The sequence below is a fragment of the Christiangramia sp. OXR-203 genome (genome assembly GCF_034372165.1).
GTDB lineage: Bacteria > Bacteroidota > Bacteroidia > Flavobacteriales > Flavobacteriaceae > Christiangramia.
Window position 1 is genome coordinate 699,545 of sequence record NZ_CP139698.1, and the last position, 19,281, is coordinate 718,825.

Sequence of the window (19,281 nt, forward strand, 5' to 3'; positions counted from 1 at the left end):
AGCTAATAATATTTAAGCCGACTTTAACGAGTCGGCTTTTTTTATGCTTAGATTTGTATATATATTTGTTTTACTATGCATATGTTACCATTATTTATTAGCGGAGCTGAAATAGGCTTTATTTTGTTCATCCTGGTGATGGTTTTTGGAGCTGATAAAATTCCTGATATTGCCAAAGGGCTGGGTAAGGGAATGAAAGCGGTAAAAAACGCATCTAATGATATTAAAAGTGAAATTCAGCGAAGCGCTGAAAAACAAGGCATAGATACAGACTTCACGAAAGACGTTCGGGGCGAGATTGACAAGGTTAAGGAGGATATCGATGATATCACAGGTTCTGTTCGTCGTAAGCTATAATATGTAATCGATGTGGGACCAGATCGAAGAATGGGACAGGCAACTATTTGTATACCTGAACAACCTTGGAATAGAAAAGTATGATACTTTTTGGATCTTCGTTACCAATCCGGCACACTGGATCCCGGTTTTTATAGTTTTCTTTCTACTTTTCTTTATAGCATTTCACTGGAAAAAAGGACTTTTCACCAGTTTATTTCTACTACTAACTGTGGCTGTCACCTATGGTTTTACGAATCTGGTTAAAGCTCTGGCTGTGCGTAACAGGCCTAATAATACACCTGAATTAGCAGAACTTATTAGAATATTACAGGAGCCAACCAATTATAGTTTCTTTTCTGGTCATGCTTCAACTTCTTTTGCTGCAACAACCTTTATTGTTCTCGCACTGAGCAAATGGAGTAAATGGATATATCTTGCTTATATCTGGCCATTCCTTTTCGTAATGAGCAGGATTTATGTGGGAGTTCATTTTCCAGGCGATATCATCGTAGGGATGATCGTTGGAATAATAATGGCCTTTCTCTTCTTTAGTCTCTATAACCGAGCAGGAACCAGGATTTATTAGCTATTTAACTCTTGAAAGTGTGAGACCGTCACGAATTGGCAGGATCACAGTTTCTACCCGCGGATCCTCATTTAAGAGAGCATTGTATTCCAGTAGAGCCTTTGTAGAGAGGTCGTCTTTTTTAAGTTCTTCCACAACCTTACCACTCCATAGAACATTATCTGAAAGTATAATTCCACCGCTCTTCATTTTATCAATGATAAGCTCGAAATACTTCGGGTAGTTAGGTTTATCGGCATCAATAAATACCAGATCAAAATTTTCTTCAATATTGGGAATGATCTCTGTGGCATCACCAATATGCTGTACGATTCTATCGCTATATGGCGAAGCCTGAAAATGTTTCTTCTGAAAGTCTTCCAGTTCTTCATTTATATCTATCGTATGCAAGATTCCATCCTCTTTAAGACCTTCAGCCAGGCAAAGGGCAGAATAACCTGTATATGTACCAATTTCCAGTATAGATCGAGGATTTTTCATTTTGGAAAGTAAACTTAAAACCCTGCCCTGGTAATGACCACTTAGCATTCTGGGCTGCATGACCTTCTGGTTGGTTTCGCGATTTAATTTTTCCAGATGTTGAGGTTCTGGTTGAGAATGTGCTACTATATACTCGTCTATATTTTCTGGTAGGAAATGCATATTCAAAATTTGGGTAAAAATATGGATTTTCTCTTTCCTGCGGGTCCCGAAGTATTGAAAACGAAATTGTATTTTTACAAAAAACACAAGTTATGAAATTTGAAAATTCACTGGAATTTGCTCAGCGCCTGGATAAGGAAGATGAACTGGCAAATTACCGGAATGAATTTATCTTCCCGAAAATCAAAGGTAAGGACGCTATATATTTCGTCGGAAATTCATTGGGTCTGCAACCAAGATCTGCCAAAAAGTATGTAGATGATATCATGCAGGATTGGGCAGAACTGGGAGTTGAGGGTCATTTTAAAGCCGAAAAGCCCTGGTGGGATTACCACGAAAAATTTGCCGAAAAACTAGCTAAAGTAGTAGGTGCAAATCCTTCCGAAGTGACCGTCATGAATACGCTTACGGTAAATCTTCACCTTTTGATGGTAAGTTTTTACAGACCTGAAGGAAAACGTTATAAGATCATTTGTGAAGAAAAAGCATTTCCCAGCGATCAATATATGATCTCCAGCCAGGTTCGTTTTCATGGATTTGATCCTGAAGATGCCATCGTAGAGATCAAAAAGCGCGATGGAGAGCATAATTTTAGAACAGAAGATATTCTTAGTAAAATTAATGAAGTAGGAGAGGAGTGTGCTCTTGTGCTTATTGGTGGAGTGAATTACTACACTGGTCAGGTCATGGACATGGATACTATCACTAAAGCAGGTCACAGAGTTGGAGCCTTCGTTGGTTGGGATCTAGCTCATGCAGCCGGAAATATAGAACTAAAACTCAGCGAATGGAATGTAGACTTTGCTGCCTGGTGTAGTTATAAATATATGAATTCAGGCCCTGGAAATGCTTCAGGATGTTTTATAAACAAGAAGTATCATAACAAAAAAGATATTCCCAGATTTGAAGGTTGGTGGGGACATAATAAGGAACGCCGATTCTTAATGGAGCCAGAATTTCAACCGGAATCCAATGCAGATGCCTGGCAAATTAGCAATGCACCGGTTCTTGCGCTTGCGCCTTATCTAGCGTCTCTGGAAATGTTCGCGGAGGTTGGAATGAATAGCTTGCTAAAGAAAAGAGACAAAATTGTTGCATATCTTGAGTTCGTATTGCACGAAATAGACAAGGATGTAGACAGTACTTTTGAAATTATTACTCCTTCAGCACAGAAGGAAAGAGGAACCCAACTTTCAGTTTTTCTGCACGGTGAAGGGAAAGAGATCTTTAATTATCTAATGGAGAATGGAGTGATGCTGGATTGGCGGGAGCCGAACGTGATCAGGCTGGCACCGGCACCATTTTATTGTTCTTATGAAGATATTTATAGATTTGGTCAGATCTTAAAAGAGGGAATACTCTCAAAAAATAAGTCATAAAAAAAGGAGGCATTTGCCTCCTTTTTTTATGACTTATTTTTTTCTATTCTACGGAAATGTCATCAAAGAATAATTCAAAACTATCATCCTTGGATTTATGCATAGTAGCAATCTTGATTCCTTTAAAATCTTTATAGTCTTCCCAGGTTGTAGCCATTTCACGACCTCCATTTGAAGATTTGTAAACCCACTCGCGAATCATGAATTCATCATCGAAATAGATGTCGTAGCTATCACCTGGAGTGTAACCACCATCTTCTGGGTAACTTACTGTAAGCATCTGCATTTCGTCTCCACTAATTGGTGCTGTTGCTTTCTTTGGTTCACTAAGATCTGCCAGTGACCACTTTAATTGAAAAGGAAACAATAACCAGTAGGAATCATTTACAAAACGCTGATCTATATATTTTTTATCATCAGCCAGGCTGTCTTTTCTGGTATAACTCATCACTGAGTCATTTTCGGTTAGACTAATCCTGTCTGTATCAACATTCCAGTTCCATCGTCTTTCAGATCTTATAGAATCGTCCGCTTTTACATTGAAGGTAAATTTGATCTTTTTAATACTATCAAATTCTTCAAAGCCATTGACCATCGCGATCTTTTCGTGAACTTCCAGGTTTGGATTGTCTTCAGGAGTTACCTCTTTCTTTTTGTCTTCATTGCAGGAGATAAGGGTAATTCCGGCAAGAAATGTAAGCAGTAGTTTTTTCATAGTTTTAGTTTTTTAAATATAGTTATTCTTTTGTTTATAGTGCGTTTATGCTCATTCCACCATCAGCAACAATGTTTTGTCCGGTTACAAATGAAGAAGCTGGCATCGCTAAAAATGCAACGATACTGGCTATCTCTTTTGCTTCGGCAACGCGCTTAAGCGGAGTTCTGGAAATAATAGATTTCATCTTTTCGTCGTTATGCAGGTAGCCTTCAGTTAGTGGTGTTTTCGTAAACCACGGTGAAACTGCGTTTACTCTTATCCCTTCTGAAGCCCATTCTACAGCAAGACTTCTGGTTTGCTGTAACAAACCTGCCTTGGACATCGCATAAGGAGTTCCTGTGCCTACATCCTGAAGTGCTGCGGAAGATGCTACATTGATGATCGTTGATCCATCTGAAATTTTCAGAAGAGGAAATAGGAGTCGGCTGAGCGTAAAAGGAGCCACCAGATTGATGTCCAGAACTCTTTTGTACTCGTCTTCAGAATATTCATGAGCCTTTTTTCGGATATTGATACCGGCATTATTTACAAGTACATCCAATCTGCGCCAGTTTTCAGAAATCCATTTTAGAACACTTTGAGAATCAGATAATTTTGAAGCATCAGCGACCAGGCCTTTCACTTGATAGCCCTGATCTTTCAGTTCATATTCCAGATCATCCACTTCACTCGATGTTCTTGCAGTGAATAGTACCTCTGCACCCAACTCCAGAAACTGTTCGACACACGCTTTTCCAATTCCTTTCGTTCCACCGGTTACCAATACCTTTTTTGATTCTAATCTCCACATATTTCGATTTTAAACAAAAAACCCTTTGATCGCTCAAAGGGTTAGTATCAATTATATTAATTATTATAGTTTACGTCCTGTAAGTAACTTGTACAGGATTAATATTACAGCTACAACAATAAGGATATGTATAATGCTTCCTAGGTCTGGGAATGCAAAATATCCAATTAGCCAACCAATTACTAGTAATACGATAATAAGCCAAATTAAATCTCTCATAATGTTCTGGTTTTAGACTGGTTTTATCCTGCCTTTGGTTAATGATTCTTTAGGTGGTTTAATAATTCCAGAACTAAATTAGACAAAGCCTTGATCCACTCGTTTTCATTTAACCTTGATTTAACTATAAGTACTAAAAGCGTTCGGGATTTGAAATGATCTCTGCCGCGCGCTTCCTTATTTTTTGCATTTCTTCCGGAAGCTTCTTTTCCAGTAGGCTCATCATCATATTCATTCTCTGGTTTCCAGCAAAATGTTCCCGGTTGGAATCCAGAAAATTCCAATAAAGACTGTTAAATGGACAGGCCTCATCTTCGGTCTTTTTGCTTACTTTATAGTGGCAATCCGTACAATAGTTGCTCATTTTATTAATGTAACTACCGCTGGAAACGTATGGTTTCGTTGCTACAATTCCACCATCTGCAAACTGGCTCATTCCACGAGTATTAGTGATCTCTACCCATTCAATGGCATCGATATAAATTCCCAGATACCACTGGTCGACTTCGTCTGGGTGAGTTTCAGTTAACAAAGCATAATTACCAGTGATCATAAGTCGCTGGATGTGATGTGCATATGCGTTTTCCAGACTATTTTTGATCGCATGATGCAGGCAATTCATTTTGGTCTTTGCATCCCAGTAAAATTCAGCAAGTTTATTTTGATTTCGAAGTTTATTAGTACGGCGATATCCCGGCATTTCTTTCCAGTAAATACCTCTCATATATTCTCTCCATCCCAGGATCTGCCGTATAAATCCTTCTACTTGAGAAATATCGATCTCGTCTTTGTGGTCGTAATAGTAATCCAGAACAGAGTTTATGACTTCTTTTGGACTCAGCATTTTTGTATTCATGCTGAAGGATAATCGCGAATGGAAAAGGTAAGCTTCATCGGTATGCAAAGCATCTTGGTAATCGCCAAAATGCACAAGAAGGTTTTTACAGAAATAATTTAGTACTGACAGTGAGTCTTCGCGAGTGGTTGGCCAGTTATAGTTTTTCGATTCAATAGATCCAAAAGTTTCTACACCGGCATTTTTAATTTCTTCAACTAGATCAGATACATCTTTACGGAAACCTCTTTCGTGGGGAATTTCAGGCTTGCCTTTCCATTTCTGCCGGTTACTCTTATCAAAATTCCATTTCCCTCCTTCAGGATCTTTAGCATTGATCATTAAAATATCGTTTTTCTTCCGCATATCGCGGTAGAAATATTCCATGGTCATTTGCTTCTTGCCTTTATAAAACTTTTCCAGGTCAGTACGGGTTGTGAAAAAATGTTCAGTATCAAAATTGCTAGTTTCGATCTCAAGATCTTCACACAAATTTCTCAGTTGCTCATCAAGACGATACTCATCTGGTAATTGATACTGAAAACTTTCAAAATCATGTTTATCGATCAGGTCTTTTATGTTCTTTTCAAGATTCTGAGTATTATCCTCATGATCGATCTCATAATAGATGACGCGGTGATCTCTCTCTTCCAGATAGCTGGCAAAATTTCGCATGCTACTAAAAAAACCTACGACCTTCTGTATATGATGTTTCACATAATCGGTTTCCTGTCGCATTTCCATAAAAAGATATGTCACGTCTTCAAGGTCGTCCTTGAACCAGCTATGTTGATGATTTAGTTGATCACCTAAAATAAGTCTCAGCGTTTTTTTTACTTCAGCCATAAATTTTGATAGTCATTGTCGGGATCGTAGCGTTCTGCCTGACTTTTAATATTAAATTTTCTATCGCGAGGATCATTTCCAACTCCGCTATTATACATCCAGTTTCCCCAGTTGCTATGTACATCATAATCTATGAGCAAACTCTCAAAATATGCAGCGCCTTTTCGCCAGTCGTGTTTAAGTTCCTTCGCGAGATAACTATTCACATTCTGTCTTCCGCGATTGCTCATAAAACCGGTATGGGCGATTTCCCGCATATTGGCATTGACAAAATTTTCTTTAGTATTTCCATCGATCCAGTTTCTGAAAGTTTCAGTATCATCATTCCATTCATGAGATTTTCCTCGAATTCCTTCTAGCTGAAAGATCTTGTTATCATGCTTAAGGGAAATATACTTAAAGAAGTCGCGCCATATGAGTTCAAAAACAAGCCAGTATGTACTCTGATTACTTTTAACTTCTTTTTCATATTGCTTGACCTTGAAATAGATCTGTCTGGGTGAAATGCTTCCATTGGCCAGCCATGCTGAGAGTTTAGAGCTGTAATCTGTGCCAGTCAAACCATTCCTGGTTTCTTTGTACGTTTCAAGGTTCCTTTGTTCAAAAAAGTACTGTTCAACTCTTTTTAAAGCTTCATCTTCTCCACCGCGAAATGGGAAGGCAGATCGCTCGTCGGTTTCAAATTCGGTAAAATCGAGGTCCTTTAAACTCGGTATTTTAGTGTCATTTTCAAACTCAAATGCTTCAAGTTTCGAATTGGTAAGTAATTCTCTGACTTCTGTTTTCTTCTCACACTTTTTTCTGAATTCAGTAAAGACCTTTGGAATATCATTTAAGGAATCATAAGGGATATCATCAGGATGAAATAAAAATTGCTGATAATGATCTTTAAATTCAATATCCGGGATAGATTCCTTCAGATTTCTTTCAACTTCCTTCTCTTCATCTGTCCACTCTTTCTGAAAGTAAATGGTATCTATCTGATGCTTTTTTACGAGTTCCGCGATTTTAACTTCCGGTTTATTCTGAAAAACAAAAAGTGGAATATGCATCTTCTGAATATTATTCCGCAGTTGATGAATAGTTTCTATCAGAAATTTTGCTCTGAATTTTCCTGTTTTTCGAAAGCCTATGTCCAGTTCTTTATAATGCATGGGATCGAAAAAGTACACAGCGATTACTCTATCGTGATTGTCTGTTGCTTTTGATAATCCCTCATGATCCTGCGTTCTAAGATCATTTCTAAACCAAATTAACCCTGTACTCATTATTTGTTTTTTCTGCATTTATCACTGCAATAACGTACCTGTTCCCAATCTTTCTCCCACTTCTTACGCCACGAGAAAGGACGTTCGCAAACCGGGCAGATCTTTTGAGGTAAATCAGATTTCTTAACCGTTTTATTCGCCATCCTTACTAAAGAAAGATTTAACCTCCTGGCCCGGGCGGGCATAATGAAATCTGTCAAGCAGGCTTGGCAGGGAATAGCCATCCAGACCATTTACTGCTACTGTACCAGCGTCGTCCAATCTTAACCATCCATCTGGCATTTGAATACCCTCATCATAATAAATATGTTCAATGGATGCAACCATAAGTACAGTGTCATTTTCCTTGATATGATATTCATTGATATATTTACATCCTAGCTTTACTTCAGATTGCTTGACATATGGAGCGTTGAACCCATCGAGATATTCCTCATCCAGACCTGTTTTATTGAATTCTGAAATTTCCTCCTCATACTTTGCAGCAGTTTGATGAGCCTGCTCGATCATTTTATCCTTGATATGATTTACGGTGAAGTACTCAGTATCCCGAATGTTATTATAAGTATTTCGCGCAACACTCAGTGGCCTGGTCACGAACCCAAGCATTGCGGGATTGCTGCCAATATGAGTTACCGAGCTAAATACGGCTACATTGGGATTCCCAGATTTAGATCTGGTAGCTATAAGATTCGCAGATTTATATCCTGTACAACTGTTTACAAGGTTAAGGCGATAGATTTTTTCCATTTCCTCAATGTCTGAGGCTTTGATATGTTTCATAAAAAAAGGTCAGTTTTTTAGACTGACCTCAAGTTATTGATTGCTTTACTATAAAGCTGTTAATGGATTTTTAAATTAACTCTGATTTTCCATCTTATTGATGGCCATCTCATATTCTTCCATTGCCTCTCTTACCGCATCTATATTGTCTGACGCCTTTTGGTGAGCATCTTCCATAACCTTCTCCAGGTTTTTGTCTGGATGCTGGAACAAATCTGTGATCACATGGTTAATTTTATCGATAATACTACTTTGAGTATTCTTGATATCCTCCAGTTTGTTCAATGTAGACCTCATGTGGTCTAGTTTCTCCTGATCCATAATATTAAATTTAGTTTATCTAATATACTACCTCGCCTTAATGAAGCCTTGCCAGTTAACAGCTTTTAGAACAGCTTTATCAAAAAATTAGGATTCCTGTTGCTCTTCGTAAGCAGGGTAATCAATGTATCCTTCCTTCCCAGGCGTATAAAAAGTATCCTCGTTATATTCGGCCAGAGGCCATTTATTTTCAAATCTTTTTACAAGATCTGGATTGGAAATGTACCATTTTGCATAACTCACAAGGTCTGCATTCCCTTCTTCGATAACTTTGTTTCCAGATTCTCGGTCGAAACCAGCATTGATCATCAAAGTTCCTTTGTAGATCTTTCGATAGTGTTTCGCAATATCAGTTATAAGATAAGGCACGTCGCTAACATCTGAGAATGGTTCTGAAAGGTGAACATAAGCCAGGTCATAAGCATTAAGTTTCTCCATGATGTAATCAAAGGTTTCAATGCTTTCTTCTGAAGCTACAATTCCGAAGATTTTATGAAGAGAAGGATTGAATCTGCAACCAATTCTGTTTTCAGGCCATACTTCATTGATAGCATCCAGAACTTCAAAAAAGAATCTTGCTCTGTTTGGAATGCTTCCTCCATATTCATCGGTACGTTGGTTAGCATTTTTATTGAAGAACTGGTGTATAAGGTAACCATTGGAAGAGTGAATTTCAACTCCGTCAAAGCCAGCATCTTTGGCATTCTGAGCTGCAGATTTAAACTCCTGCACAGTTTCCTGAATCTCCTGTAGACTCATTGCTTTTGGGTCAACGGTTTTTTCCTGGCCATCTGGTGTGTATACATCTGCATTCGGATTTACAGCACTGGGAGCAAGTGGCTTGTCTCCGTTATGAAATTTAGGATGTGAAATTCTACCAACATGCCATAGCTGAATAAAGATTTTTCCACCTTCCTTATGAACTGCTTCAGTAACCTTCTTCCATCCTTCCACCTGTTCCGGAGAATGAATTCCAGCAGTATTTATATACCCAACAGCCCGGGATGATACCTGAGAACCTTCAGAAATAATTAAACCGGCACCTGCACGCTGTGTGTAATAAGTCACATGCATATCTGTAGGAGCATTTGCATCATTCTCGGCACGGCTTCTGGTCATTGGCGCCATGATTACACGATTCTTTAAATTCAGGTCTCCCATTTGGTAGGATTGTAGTAAAGCTTGTTTTTCCATAGTCATAATTCAATTTTTACTAAAATTACCAGTTTCAAGGTTTTTGGGGTGTTAATGAACTGGTAAATCAAAATTAGATGGTCAAAAGCGGCTCTAAGTCGTTGTGACTGCCAGTGAATTGAATATTATTAAGTAATTTCGTGAATCTAATTAATATATTACTGGAGAGTATTTTGCTTGCCAGGAATTAGTTTATACTTCATGCAAAATCAAAAAGAAGTAGCTATTGTAGGATCCGGACTCGTGGGATCTTTATTAGCCATTTTTCTTAGAAAACAAGGTCACAAAGTAACTATTTTCGATAGACGTCCCGATGTTCGTCTGGTAGAATTTTCTGGAAGATCTATAAACCTGGCTATGTCCAATCGCGGCTGGAAAGCTTTAAGAGAAGCTGGAATAGAAGATGAGATCAGGAAGCTGGCATTACCGCTGGATAAACGGGCAATGCATGTAGATGACAAACCAGTTTACTTCCAGAAGTACGGAGAAGATGGGGAAGCGATTTATTCGATTTCCAGAGGAATTCTTAATCGTAAAATGATAGATCTTGCTGAAGAAGCTGGGGCAGAATTCAGGTTTGAAGAGAAGATCTGGGATGTGGATTTGCCTAATGCAAAGTTGTATACAGGTGAATCTGAAAAAAGCGTCTGGAAAGAATATCAGTTCGATCTTATTTTTGGAGCAGATGGCGCGTTTTCAAGAACTCGTCACAAGATGCAGAGACAGAGCAGGTTCAATTATTCCCAACATTTTATTGATGTAGGATATAAAGAACTAACTATTCCGGCTAATCCCGATGGTTCCCATAAACTAGATAATGCTTCTTTCCATATCTGGCCTCGAGGTAATTTTATGTTGATCGCAATGCCTAATCTGGATGGAAGTTTTACCTGTACGCTTTTCATGCCTTTTGAAGGAGATATTTCTTTTGAAAGTATACAGACAGAACAACAGGCAGATCAGTTCTTCGAACAGTATTTTCCAGATATAAAGGACGAAATATCGAATTTAAAGCGGGATTTTTTCAAAAATCCTACCAGTGCAATGGTTACTATCAAATGTTATCCATGGTCTTATTTTGATAAGATCACTCTAGTGGGAGATTCGGCTCATGCAATCGTTCCATTTTACGGGCAGGGAATGAATGCGGGATTTGAAGATATTTCAGTTCTAAATCAAAAGATGAATCAGCATGGTGATAACTGGGAAATTATCTTCGAAGAATATCAAAGAGAGCGAAAACCTAATACAGATGCGATCGCAGAATTGAGTTACCGTAATTTTGTCGAAATGAGTAGTAAGACGGCAGATCCATCATTTTTACTGCGGAAGAAAATAGAAAAGAAGTTCGCTCAGAAATATCCTGAATTATGGGTGCCTTTGTACTCACGGGTAACATTTTCAGACAAAGCTTATTCAGATGCGTTGGATATCGGAGATTACCAGAGAGGAATCATGGATGAGGTCATGAAGATTCCTGGAATTGAAGAAACCTGGGATTCTGAAGAGGTCGAACTCAAGATCAAAGATTTACTTAACAAATAAAAAAAAGCTGCCATCTGGCAGCTTTTTTTTAATGTGCATCCTCCTTAAGAATGTTCGGGAACTTCTCCTTAAATCGATTCAGTCTTGGAATCGATACATTTTGAATGTATGGATTCTGAGGATTGTTTTTCTCGTAATTTTGATGGTAATCTTCCGCTACCCAGAATTTTTGAAAAGGGAGGATTTCTGCAGCTAGTGGTTTCTGATAATTTTTTGCAACTTCAGTCTTTACTTCATTTATAATATTTTTTTGTTCTTCTGTTTGAAAGAATATGATCGAACGGTATTGTGATCCATTATCTGGTCCCTGCCCATTCACCTGCGTTGGGTTTTGAGAGCCAAAGAACACCTGAACCAAGGTTCTGAAATCTACAACTTCAGGATCATAAATCACTTCTACTGCTTCTGCATGACCTGTTCTACCAGTATTGCTTTCTTCATAGGTGGGATTCTTGGTATGTCCGCCCGAGTAACCACTTATCACTTCATCCACTCCTTCAATACTTTCATAAATAGCTTCAACACACCAGAAACAACCGCTGGCGAAATAAGCCTTTTTCATCCCGTCCTGCATCTCAACTTCTACCGGAGTAGCATTTGCAATTTCAGGTTTAGTCACAGTTTGCTGTGTGTTTTGATTTCCACAAGCCAGAAGTACGAGGCTTACGAAATTAATAAATAATAGCTTCATGTTATTTAAGTTTATAAGTTCCTTCAAGAGTTTTCTTGCCTAACAAAGCATAGTCTACGGCAGTCTTACCGTCGATTTGAAAACCCTTCCAGTCAAGTTTGTATTGGTTTGCACTTACTTTGCTAAATGTTGCAACCGCTGTGCTAGTATCCAGATCATTCCATGGAATATCATTCTGTTTGCTTTTAACTGAAGCTCCCTTGTAGAAAACATGAATATCGTTACCTACTTTTCTAAAGTCGGCTTCCATATATAATTCTCCGGGCTTCAGGCAAATTTCTGAACTTTTTCCAGCTTCGATTTCCAGGCAATAGCATTCGCAGTTGCTTTCTTCCGCAAACGCGAGGTTGGTATAAGTTCCAGAGTAGTCTGTGTTCTTTTCCTTTGCTGTAGACGTAGTGTCCATGATACTAGCTTCTTCAGCTTGATCTGAACTTTGTTCGTTCAAATCCTTAAAACCATTTTTATGAGTAGTAATGGTGTCTTCTGCCTTATTCTCGTTTTCAGAATTGGTAGAATCCTTACAACCTGTAATAGTCAGCATAGTAAGACAGATGGTACAGGTTTTAAATGCAGTGAGTAGTTTCATAACGGGTTAAAGTTAGACTATAATTCAATGAAAATTGTAAAATGAATGTTAATCCAGGAGCTGGTGTAAATAGGAGAATGGCTTAAAATTTAGGCATAAAAAAACTGCCTGAAAAACTTTTGCTTCAGATCCTAAGATCTTACTGTTATTCTCCAGGCAGTTTAAAGTGTTGCTTAAGAAGTATTAGAACTTCTTGAACATAGACTCCATTTTTTCCTGCTCTTCTTTAGCTAGTTCTTCATCTACCAGAATTCTACCACTGTGCTCATCTGTGATGATCTTTTTACGACCAGCAATTTCCATGATCACCTGTGGTGGAATAGTGAAGAAAGATCCTCCAGATGCTCCTCTTTCTACAGGAACTACTGCTAAGCCATTCTTTACATTTGTACGAATTCTTTTGTAAGCAGTAACAAGCCTGTCTTCAATGTTCTTTTCGTATTCCTTAGATTTGTCTATAAGTGCTTGCTCTTCTTTCTCAGTTTCCTTCAAAATTTCGTCAAGTTCGCTCTTCTTATGCTTAAGGTGAGCTTCTCTTTCAGCTAGTTTCTCTTTTGTTTGAGCAATAACTTCTTTTTTCTGCTCGATCTTCACCTTGTACTCATTAATATGCTTTTCTGAAAGCTCTATTTCAAGTTCCTGGAATTCAACTTCTTTACTTAAAGCATTGAATTCACGGTTATTTCGAACATTCTTTTGTTGCTCAGAATATTTTTTGATCGTCGTCTTAGACTCCTCTATCTGGTTCTTCTTGTTCTTGATATCATTATCAATCACTTCGATATCCGCATCCAGTTTTTCCAGGCGTCTGTTCAAACCTGCTACTTCATCTTCAAGATCTTCAACTTCAAGAGGAAGTTCTCCACGTACATTTCTAATCTCATCAATTCGTGAATCCACCAATTGAAGATCGTACAGTGATCTTAACTTCTCTTCTACAGTAACATCGTTTTTTTTCGCCATATTATAAGTAATGTATTGGATTGGTATTTGTATCTGCTAAAATAAGTGCAAAACTACTAATTTTTTTGCTAAGAAAAGAATATAGTAAATTTTTTGTAAACTGTTCACTTTCATAGTGTCCGATATCTGCGACGACCAGCTTTTGCTCGGCTTTGTAGTAATCGTGATATTTTAGATCTGCCGTGATAAATATATCTGCACCAGCGCTTTTGGCATTCTCAATGGCAAAGGCTCCGCTACCTCCCAGGACAGCAACTTTTTTAATAGGTGCTTCGAGTATTTCAGAGTGACGAATTCCTTTGCTTTTAAATGTATCCTGAACTTGAGTTAAGAAACTTTTCCCGTCTACAGGAGTTTCGAGTTCCCCGATCATGCCCATTCCTAACTGTTGATTCCTGTTTTCAAGACTGTGAATCTCATAGGCAACTTCCTCGTAAGGATGACTTTGAAACAAAGCTTTCAATATCTCGGATTCGAGATGTTTCTTATAGGTAATCCCAATTTGTATCTCATCTTCAAAATGAATTGTACCTTTTTCACCAACTACGGGATTTGAATCTTCGTTTCCTTTGAAGCTTCCGGAGCCCTGAACATAAAAACTGCAATTCTCATAATTTCCAATATTACCTGCACCCGCCTGGAATAAAGCTTCTCTCACCTTAGCAGCGTCGGAAACCGGAACATAGGTTTGCAGTTTTTTGATGCTATCGCTACGAGGGATCAGGATTTGCCTGTTCACCAGTCCGAGCTTTTCAGCAATCATATCGTTGACACCCTTGTGCTGATTGTCTAGAGCAGTGTGAATCGCATAGATCGCAATATCATTCTTAATTGCTTTAAGAACGGTACGCTCCACATAATTTTTACCGGTTAGTTTTTTTAAACCTGAAAATATGATTGGATGAAAACTTATGATTAGGTTGCAGTTTTTAGCAATGGCTTCATCTACGGTAGTTTCCAGGGTGTCTAGAGTTATAAGTGCTCCTTTAACTTCTTCGGAAGCGTTACCTACCAGCAAACCTACATTGTCGAAATCTTCAGCATAATTAAGCGGTGCAAATTCTTCTATAATATTAATTACTTCTTTAATAAGCATATTTTGATAATTTTGCCTGAAGCCTGAAAAATGAATTGTTTGCATATTTCTTAGACTTCAGACTCAAAGATAATTATATTAAGCGTTTATGCCGAATCCCAGAAAATTGCTTTTGCCATTATCCATAGTTTATAAAACTGTGACTGGAGTTCGAAATCAATTATATGATCAGGGAATTTTCGATTCCATGAAATTTGATATTCCTGTGATCGCGGTTGGCAATTTAAATATGGGAGGTACCGGAAAATCTCCCATGATCGAATATTTAATTAATCTGCTTTCGAAGGATGCTAAGCTTGCGACTTTAAGCAGAGGTTATAAACGTGAGAGTTCAGGGTTCCAGATTGTAGAAATCAATGACGCTGCTAGTAAAAGCGGGGACGAGCCTCTACAGTTTAAGAATAAATTCCCAGAGATCACGGTAGCGGTAGATGCAAATAGGGTAGAAGGTATCAATAGATTAAATAAGTCCGGTTCCAATCTTATTTTGCTGGATGATGCTTTTCAACATCGAAAAGTTGAGGCGGGATTTTATATTCTACTTACTTCTTACAATGACCTATTCACGGAAGACTTTGTACTCCCGGCAGGTAATCTTAGAGAGTCACGGCACGGTGCGCGTAGGGCGAATGTTGTGGTGGTAACTAAATGTCCGCAGGATCTTGTTAAGGCTGAACAGGATGAGATCCGATCAAAGATCAAAACTTATTTCAATGGTCCTGTTTTCTTCAGTAGTATCATATATTCTGAAATGATCTTCACAGAGAAAGAGCATATGCTTCTGAAAGATATCGAACAGAAAGATTTCGTGCTTGTTACGGGGATTGCCAATCCCGTTCCAATGATTTCATACCTGGCTGAAATGGATATTGAACTGAAGCATTTTAAGTTTCCAGATCATCATAGTTTTTCCAAGGATGAAATTGAAAAGCTAAACACTTTCAAAAGGATACTAACAACAGAGAAAGATTATATGCGTTTGAAAAATACTAAACTTGCCGGCAAGCTTTACTATCTACCTATTCAAACCAGAATAATTTCTGATGCTGAAAGATTTGATGAACTTATTTTAAGTTACGCACAAAAAAAATGAGGTGCGAAGCACCTCATTTTATCGGCTAATTCAAATTATATGTGTTTGTTATCTTCAATATAATTCTACTAGCATATACTTTACAAAGGCTGTGCCATTCTTTTAAACTGTTGTCTCTCTGGCAGCTAGATACTTATTGATCTTGTGGAAGAACTCTTCGGTCTTATAAGGTTTGGGTATAATATCATTAAAACCGTTCATATAGAATTCGTCCAGATTATCGTCAAGAGTTACTGCAGTTAGCGCAATGATTGGAATATCAGGATTGAATTTTCTAATTTCTATAGTAGCTTCTATTCCTGAAATTCCAGGCATATGAATATCCATAAGAATTAGATCAAAATCATTGTTCTGAACCTTCTCGATCGCAATAGTACCATTGTCTGCCACATCACAGATAACTTTGTTCTTCTCCAGAATCTTGCGTGTGATCATTTGATTGATCTTATTATCCTCAACAATAAGGATGTTTTTATCCTTCATAATATCGTTGGTTAGAACGATATCTTTAGATGGAGCTACTGCTTGAGCTGGTTTAGTCTCCAGAGTTTCGGCTTCAAATTGCAATTCGAAAGTAAAAGTGGACCCTTTCCCAAGATCGCTCTCCAGTTCAATTTCAGAATTAAGAAGACTTAATAGGTTTTTGACAATGGATAAACCGAGTCCCGTTCCTCCAAATTTTCTATTGATCTGTGTAGAACCTTGTGTAAAGTTTTCGAATATAGCCTTTTGTTTCTCTTTACCAATTCCTTCACCATTATCTTTTATTTCAAATAGAAGAGAAACAAATTTCCCATCCTGTTGGGTTTTATTTACCGCGATCCAGATATCTCCATCTTCTGTAAACTTAATAGAGTTTCCTATAAGATTGATGAGAATTTGAGAGACTTTAAGAGGATCCCCGATCAGTTTAGCCGGAATGTCTTTATCATAAGAGAAATGTAATTTCGTGTTCCTGTCATCTGCGGAATTCTTCAGCGCGATCAACACATCTGAAATACGCTTTTCTAGATCAAAATTAGTCTTAACGATCTCCACTTTGTTCGCTTCAAGCTTATTGAGGTCAAGTATGTTATTGATCAGGGAAAGCAGATATTCTCCTGAAAACTTCAATGAATTAAGATGCTCTTTCTGACTTTCTGTAGGGCTTTCTTCTAATAATAAATGGGTTAATCCTGTCACCGCATATAATGGTGTTCTTAACTCGTGGGTTATGGTGGTCAAGAATTGTGCTTTTGCTAATGATGCTTTTTCAGCATTTTCCTTAGCCAGGATCAATTCTGAATTTTTCTTCTGAAGCAACTCGTTCGCTCTAGCACGAAGATTATTGTTCTTATATAGGCTTAAGGTAAGTAGAGATAGTATTGTAATAAGAGCTACACTAAGTATGGTGGTAAGCTTATTAACTTTTAAAGTTCTTTCATTTTCTGCCTGCTGTGCCGTAAGCTGATCTACCGTAGATTTTAGAGCAGAATTACCTAGCCTCGCGTTAGCTTCAGTAGCAAGGGCCTCTTTATTTACGTCAAAAATCGTTTCTCTAATTAGATTTCCCTGCTGAAGTAATTCGAGTGCGCTCGCATAATTCCCTCTTTCCTGAGCAATTTCACTTAGCAAATTGTAGCTGTACATGATCATGCCAGTATAACCAGCTGCTTTGGAGATGTCCAGAGAGTTTTTAGCTGACTGCTCTGCACGTTCATAATTTCCGTCGTTTAAAAATGCACGGGCGAGGAAGTAATTTAATCTGGACTTTTCGTATTGATTGTTCGAATCGTTAAGGTAGATCTCAGCGTTTCTCAATTCGGCCAGTGCTCTGGGTTTGGTTTGCTCATCGTTAAAGTAGATAACAGCCCTGTTCAGCGCAATGATTCCTAATTGTTCCCGGTTGTCTTGCTGGGTATAGTGTTTTTCTGCCAGCTCCAGGTAGTTTAAGGCACGGTCAAACTCTCTTTTAGATGTAAGTATTTTTGAATACAGCACATAGGAATAATTAAGGCCTGCATCATCATTGATCTCTCTTTGAATGGACATGGCCCTGTCAAGTTGCGTAATACCTTTGTCATATTCGTGTCTTACATGATACATACGACTAAGTATGGTGCTGGTAAGTGCAATGTAACTCTTAGCGTCTATACGTTTGGATAATTTTAGAGAAAGATCTAGTTGTTCCTGGGCTTTATCAAAATTCATGGTATTGATAGAAACCTCGGCTTGATTCAACAGCTTTTTTATCTGTTCCGGTTTTGGGTTTTCTTCATCTATCTTGGACTCCTGGAATCCAAAGATGGCGAAGCAACATACTAAGAGGATGAAACGCTTGAAGTTTTTCATTTATGGAAAAATAGCTGGCAGCTTTAATAAGTTGTTAAATATAGCTATTTATCGTTAACAAGTGAAATTAAATCGATAAGACGGTTAGAGTAGCCTATTTCGTTGTCATACCACCCTATTAATTTGATGAGTGTGCCATCGATGACTGAAGTCATTCCAGCGTCAAAAATACAGCTGTATTTATTGTCAAGGATATCTACAGATACTATAGGATCTTCTGTATACTCCAAAATTCCGGACATCTCATTTTCTGCAGCATTTTTGAAAAGTCGGTTTACTTCTTCAATGCTCGTTGATTTTTCAACATTAAGTGTCATGTCTGTTAGAGATCCGTTAGGAACTGGAACTCTAATTCCGCATCCACCAATAACTTCACTCAGGTCAGGGAAAATTCCTGTTAAAGCCTTTGCGGCTCCTGTGGTAGTTGGAATGATAGATTGTGCCGCTGCCCGACTTCTCCTTAGGTCCTTGTGCGGCTTATCATGTAAGCTCTGGTCTGAAGTATAGGAGTGGACAGTTGTTATGTAAGCCTGAGTAACTTTTAAGTGATCATGGATCACCTTGAGCATAGGAGCTGCATTATTAGTCGTACAGGAAGCATTCGAGATGATCTTCTCGTCACCTGTAAGTATATGTTCGTTCACCCCAAGTACGATCATCTTTATATCATCGTCCTGTGGCGGAACTGAAAGTATCACCTTTTTTACACCATCCTTCAAATGAGGTAGTAGTGCTTCAGAAGTTTTGAATTTTCCACTACTTTCCACGACTAATTCTACTCCAAAATTATTCCAGGGAATATCTGCGGGTTTTTCGAAATTCAGCAAAGGAATAGAGCGACCGTCAACAATTATCTCATTGTCGCCCGCAGAAATATCATTGAATATTCTTCCGTGGATACTATCATACCTAAGTAGATGTGCGAGACTGGCGGCATCATGAATATCATTGATGGCAACAACTTCGATCCCGGGATGACTAAGTAAAAGTCTGAAAAGGTTTCTACCAATTCGGCCGAAGCCGTTAATGGCAATTTTTACAGGACTCGCCATG

At 38.2% G+C, this 19,281-nt stretch carries 21 protein-coding genes; 5 read left to right on the forward strand and 16 right to left on the reverse strand.

The window, feature by feature from the left end; genetic code table 11:
• Positions 1–75 precede the first annotated feature (75 nt).
• Positions 76–357 carry a Sec-independent protein translocase subunit TatA/TatB gene (locus T8I65_RS03235; protein ID WP_141876922.1) on the forward strand — a complete coding sequence of 94 codons (282 nt, stop codon included), beginning with the start codon at positions 76–78 and terminating at the stop codon, positions 355–357.
• A gap of 10 nt (positions 358–367) precedes the next feature.
• The gene (locus tag T8I65_RS03240) at positions 368–925 is read left to right on the forward strand and encodes a phosphatase PAP2 family protein (protein WP_322302016.1); all 558 of its coding nucleotides are present in this window, start codon (positions 368–370) and stop codon (positions 923–925) included.
• Here T8I65_RS03240 and T8I65_RS03245 read toward each other — a convergent pair whose 3' ends face one another.
• Positions 926–1,567: an O-methyltransferase gene (locus T8I65_RS03245; protein ID WP_322302017.1), complete on the reverse strand. Its 642-nt coding sequence runs from the start codon at positions 1,565–1,567 to the stop codon at positions 926–928.
• A gap of 92 nt (positions 1,568–1,659) precedes the next feature.
• Between T8I65_RS03245 and kynU the strand changes: the two genes are divergently transcribed.
• The gene (gene kynU, locus T8I65_RS03250; RefSeq protein WP_322302018.1) at positions 1,660–2,946 is read left to right on the forward strand and encodes a kynureninase; all 1,287 of its coding nucleotides are present in this window, start codon (positions 1,660–1,662) and stop codon (positions 2,944–2,946) included.
• Between the two features lie 43 nt (positions 2,947–2,989).
• On the opposite strand, the gene T8I65_RS03255 is transcribed toward kynU, so the two are convergent.
• From T8I65_RS03255 to T8I65_RS03295, 9 genes are all read right to left on the reverse strand, one after another.
• Positions 2,990–3,661, reverse strand: a complete 672-nt coding sequence (locus tag T8I65_RS03255) for a hypothetical protein (protein ID WP_322302019.1) — start codon at positions 3,659–3,661, stop codon at positions 2,990–2,992.
• Between the two features lie 34 nt (positions 3,662–3,695).
• Positions 3,696–4,454: an SDR family oxidoreductase gene (locus T8I65_RS03260; protein ID WP_322302020.1), complete on the reverse strand. Its 759-nt coding sequence runs from the start codon at positions 4,452–4,454 to the stop codon at positions 3,696–3,698.
• Between the two features lie 63 nt (positions 4,455–4,517).
• Positions 4,518–4,673: a lmo0937 family membrane protein gene (locus T8I65_RS03265; RefSeq protein WP_141876928.1), complete on the reverse strand. Its 156-nt coding sequence runs from the start codon at positions 4,671–4,673 to the stop codon at positions 4,518–4,520.
• Between the two features lie 133 nt (positions 4,674–4,806).
• The gene (locus T8I65_RS03270) at positions 4,807–6,354 is read right to left on the reverse strand and encodes a cryptochrome/photolyase family protein (protein ID WP_322302021.1); all 1,548 of its coding nucleotides are present in this window, start codon (positions 6,352–6,354) and stop codon (positions 4,807–4,809) included.
• Positions 6,342–7,622: a DASH family cryptochrome gene (locus tag T8I65_RS03275; protein WP_322302022.1), complete on the reverse strand. Its 1,281-nt coding sequence runs from the start codon at positions 7,620–7,622 to the stop codon at positions 6,342–6,344. Before T8I65_RS03275 ends, T8I65_RS03270 begins: the two co-directional genes overlap by 13 nt.
• A complete protein-coding gene (locus T8I65_RS03280) occupies positions 7,622–7,765 on the reverse strand; it encodes a DUF2256 domain-containing protein (RefSeq protein ID WP_322302023.1) in 144 nt (47 codons plus the stop codon). Before T8I65_RS03280 ends, T8I65_RS03275 begins: the two co-directional genes overlap by 1 nt.
• The gene (locus T8I65_RS03285) at positions 7,755–8,405 is read right to left on the reverse strand and encodes a flavin reductase family protein (RefSeq protein WP_322302024.1); all 651 of its coding nucleotides are present in this window, start codon (positions 8,403–8,405) and stop codon (positions 7,755–7,757) included. Before T8I65_RS03285 ends, T8I65_RS03280 begins: the two co-directional genes overlap by 11 nt.
• Before the next feature lie 75 nt (positions 8,406–8,480).
• Positions 8,481–8,726: a hypothetical protein gene (locus tag T8I65_RS03290; RefSeq protein ID WP_141876933.1), complete on the reverse strand. Its 246-nt coding sequence runs from the start codon at positions 8,724–8,726 to the stop codon at positions 8,481–8,483.
• An 87-nt stretch (positions 8,727–8,813) separates the two neighbouring features.
• A complete protein-coding gene (locus T8I65_RS03295) occupies positions 8,814–9,920 on the reverse strand; it encodes an alkene reductase (protein WP_416173203.1) in 1,107 nt (368 codons plus the stop codon).
• A gap of 201 nt (positions 9,921–10,121) precedes the next feature.
• Here T8I65_RS03295 and T8I65_RS03300 point away from each other — a divergent pair, with 201 nt between their 5' ends.
• On the forward strand, positions 10,122–11,465 hold the full coding sequence (locus T8I65_RS03300) for an NAD(P)/FAD-dependent oxidoreductase (protein ID WP_322302026.1): 1,344 nt from the start codon (positions 10,122–10,124) through the stop codon (positions 11,463–11,465).
• A 28-nt stretch (positions 11,466–11,493) separates the two neighbouring features.
• Here T8I65_RS03300 and msrA read toward each other — a convergent pair whose 3' ends face one another.
• The 4 genes from msrA to T8I65_RS03320 all read right to left on the reverse strand — a co-directional run bounded on the left by msrA (position 11,494) and on the right by T8I65_RS03320 (position 14,804).
• Positions 11,494–12,156 carry a peptide-methionine (S)-S-oxide reductase MsrA gene (msrA, locus tag T8I65_RS03305; protein ID WP_322302027.1) on the reverse strand — a complete coding sequence of 221 codons (663 nt, stop codon included), beginning with the start codon at positions 12,154–12,156 and terminating at the stop codon, positions 11,494–11,496.
• Position 12,157: 1 nt separating this feature from the next.
• Positions 12,158–12,745 (reverse strand): hypothetical protein, encoded by a 588-nt coding sequence (locus T8I65_RS03310; protein WP_322302028.1) that lies wholly within the window; start codon positions 12,743–12,745, stop codon positions 12,158–12,160.
• A 183-nt stretch (positions 12,746–12,928) separates the two neighbouring features.
• Positions 12,929–13,708: a zinc ribbon domain-containing protein gene (locus T8I65_RS03315; RefSeq protein WP_322302029.1), complete on the reverse strand. Its 780-nt coding sequence runs from the start codon at positions 13,706–13,708 to the stop codon at positions 12,929–12,931.
• A 1-nt stretch (position 13,709) separates the two neighbouring features.
• Positions 13,710–14,804 carry a Nif3-like dinuclear metal center hexameric protein gene (locus T8I65_RS03320; protein WP_322302030.1) on the reverse strand — a complete coding sequence of 365 codons (1,095 nt, stop codon included), beginning with the start codon at positions 14,802–14,804 and terminating at the stop codon, positions 13,710–13,712.
• An 88-nt stretch (positions 14,805–14,892) separates the two neighbouring features.
• Here T8I65_RS03320 and lpxK point away from each other — a divergent pair, with 88 nt between their 5' ends.
• Positions 14,893–15,897, forward strand: coding sequence for a tetraacyldisaccharide 4'-kinase (lpxK, locus tag T8I65_RS03325; protein ID WP_322302031.1), 1,005 nt, complete (start codon positions 14,893–14,895; stop codon positions 15,895–15,897).
• A 102-nt stretch (positions 15,898–15,999) separates the two neighbouring features.
• Here lpxK and T8I65_RS03330 read toward each other — a convergent pair whose 3' ends face one another.
• Together T8I65_RS03330 and gap are read right to left on the reverse strand one after the other, a co-directional pair.
• Complete coding sequence (locus tag T8I65_RS03330; RefSeq protein WP_322302032.1) at positions 16,000–18,228, reverse strand: hybrid sensor histidine kinase/response regulator; 2,229 nt, start codon at positions 18,226–18,228, stop codon at positions 16,000–16,002.
• A 44-nt stretch (positions 18,229–18,272) separates the two neighbouring features.
• Positions 18,273–19,280 carry a type I glyceraldehyde-3-phosphate dehydrogenase gene (gene gap, locus T8I65_RS03335; RefSeq protein WP_322302033.1) on the reverse strand — a complete coding sequence of 336 codons (1,008 nt, stop codon included), beginning with the start codon at positions 19,278–19,280 and terminating at the stop codon, positions 18,273–18,275.
• Position 19,281: the final 1 nt, after the last annotated feature.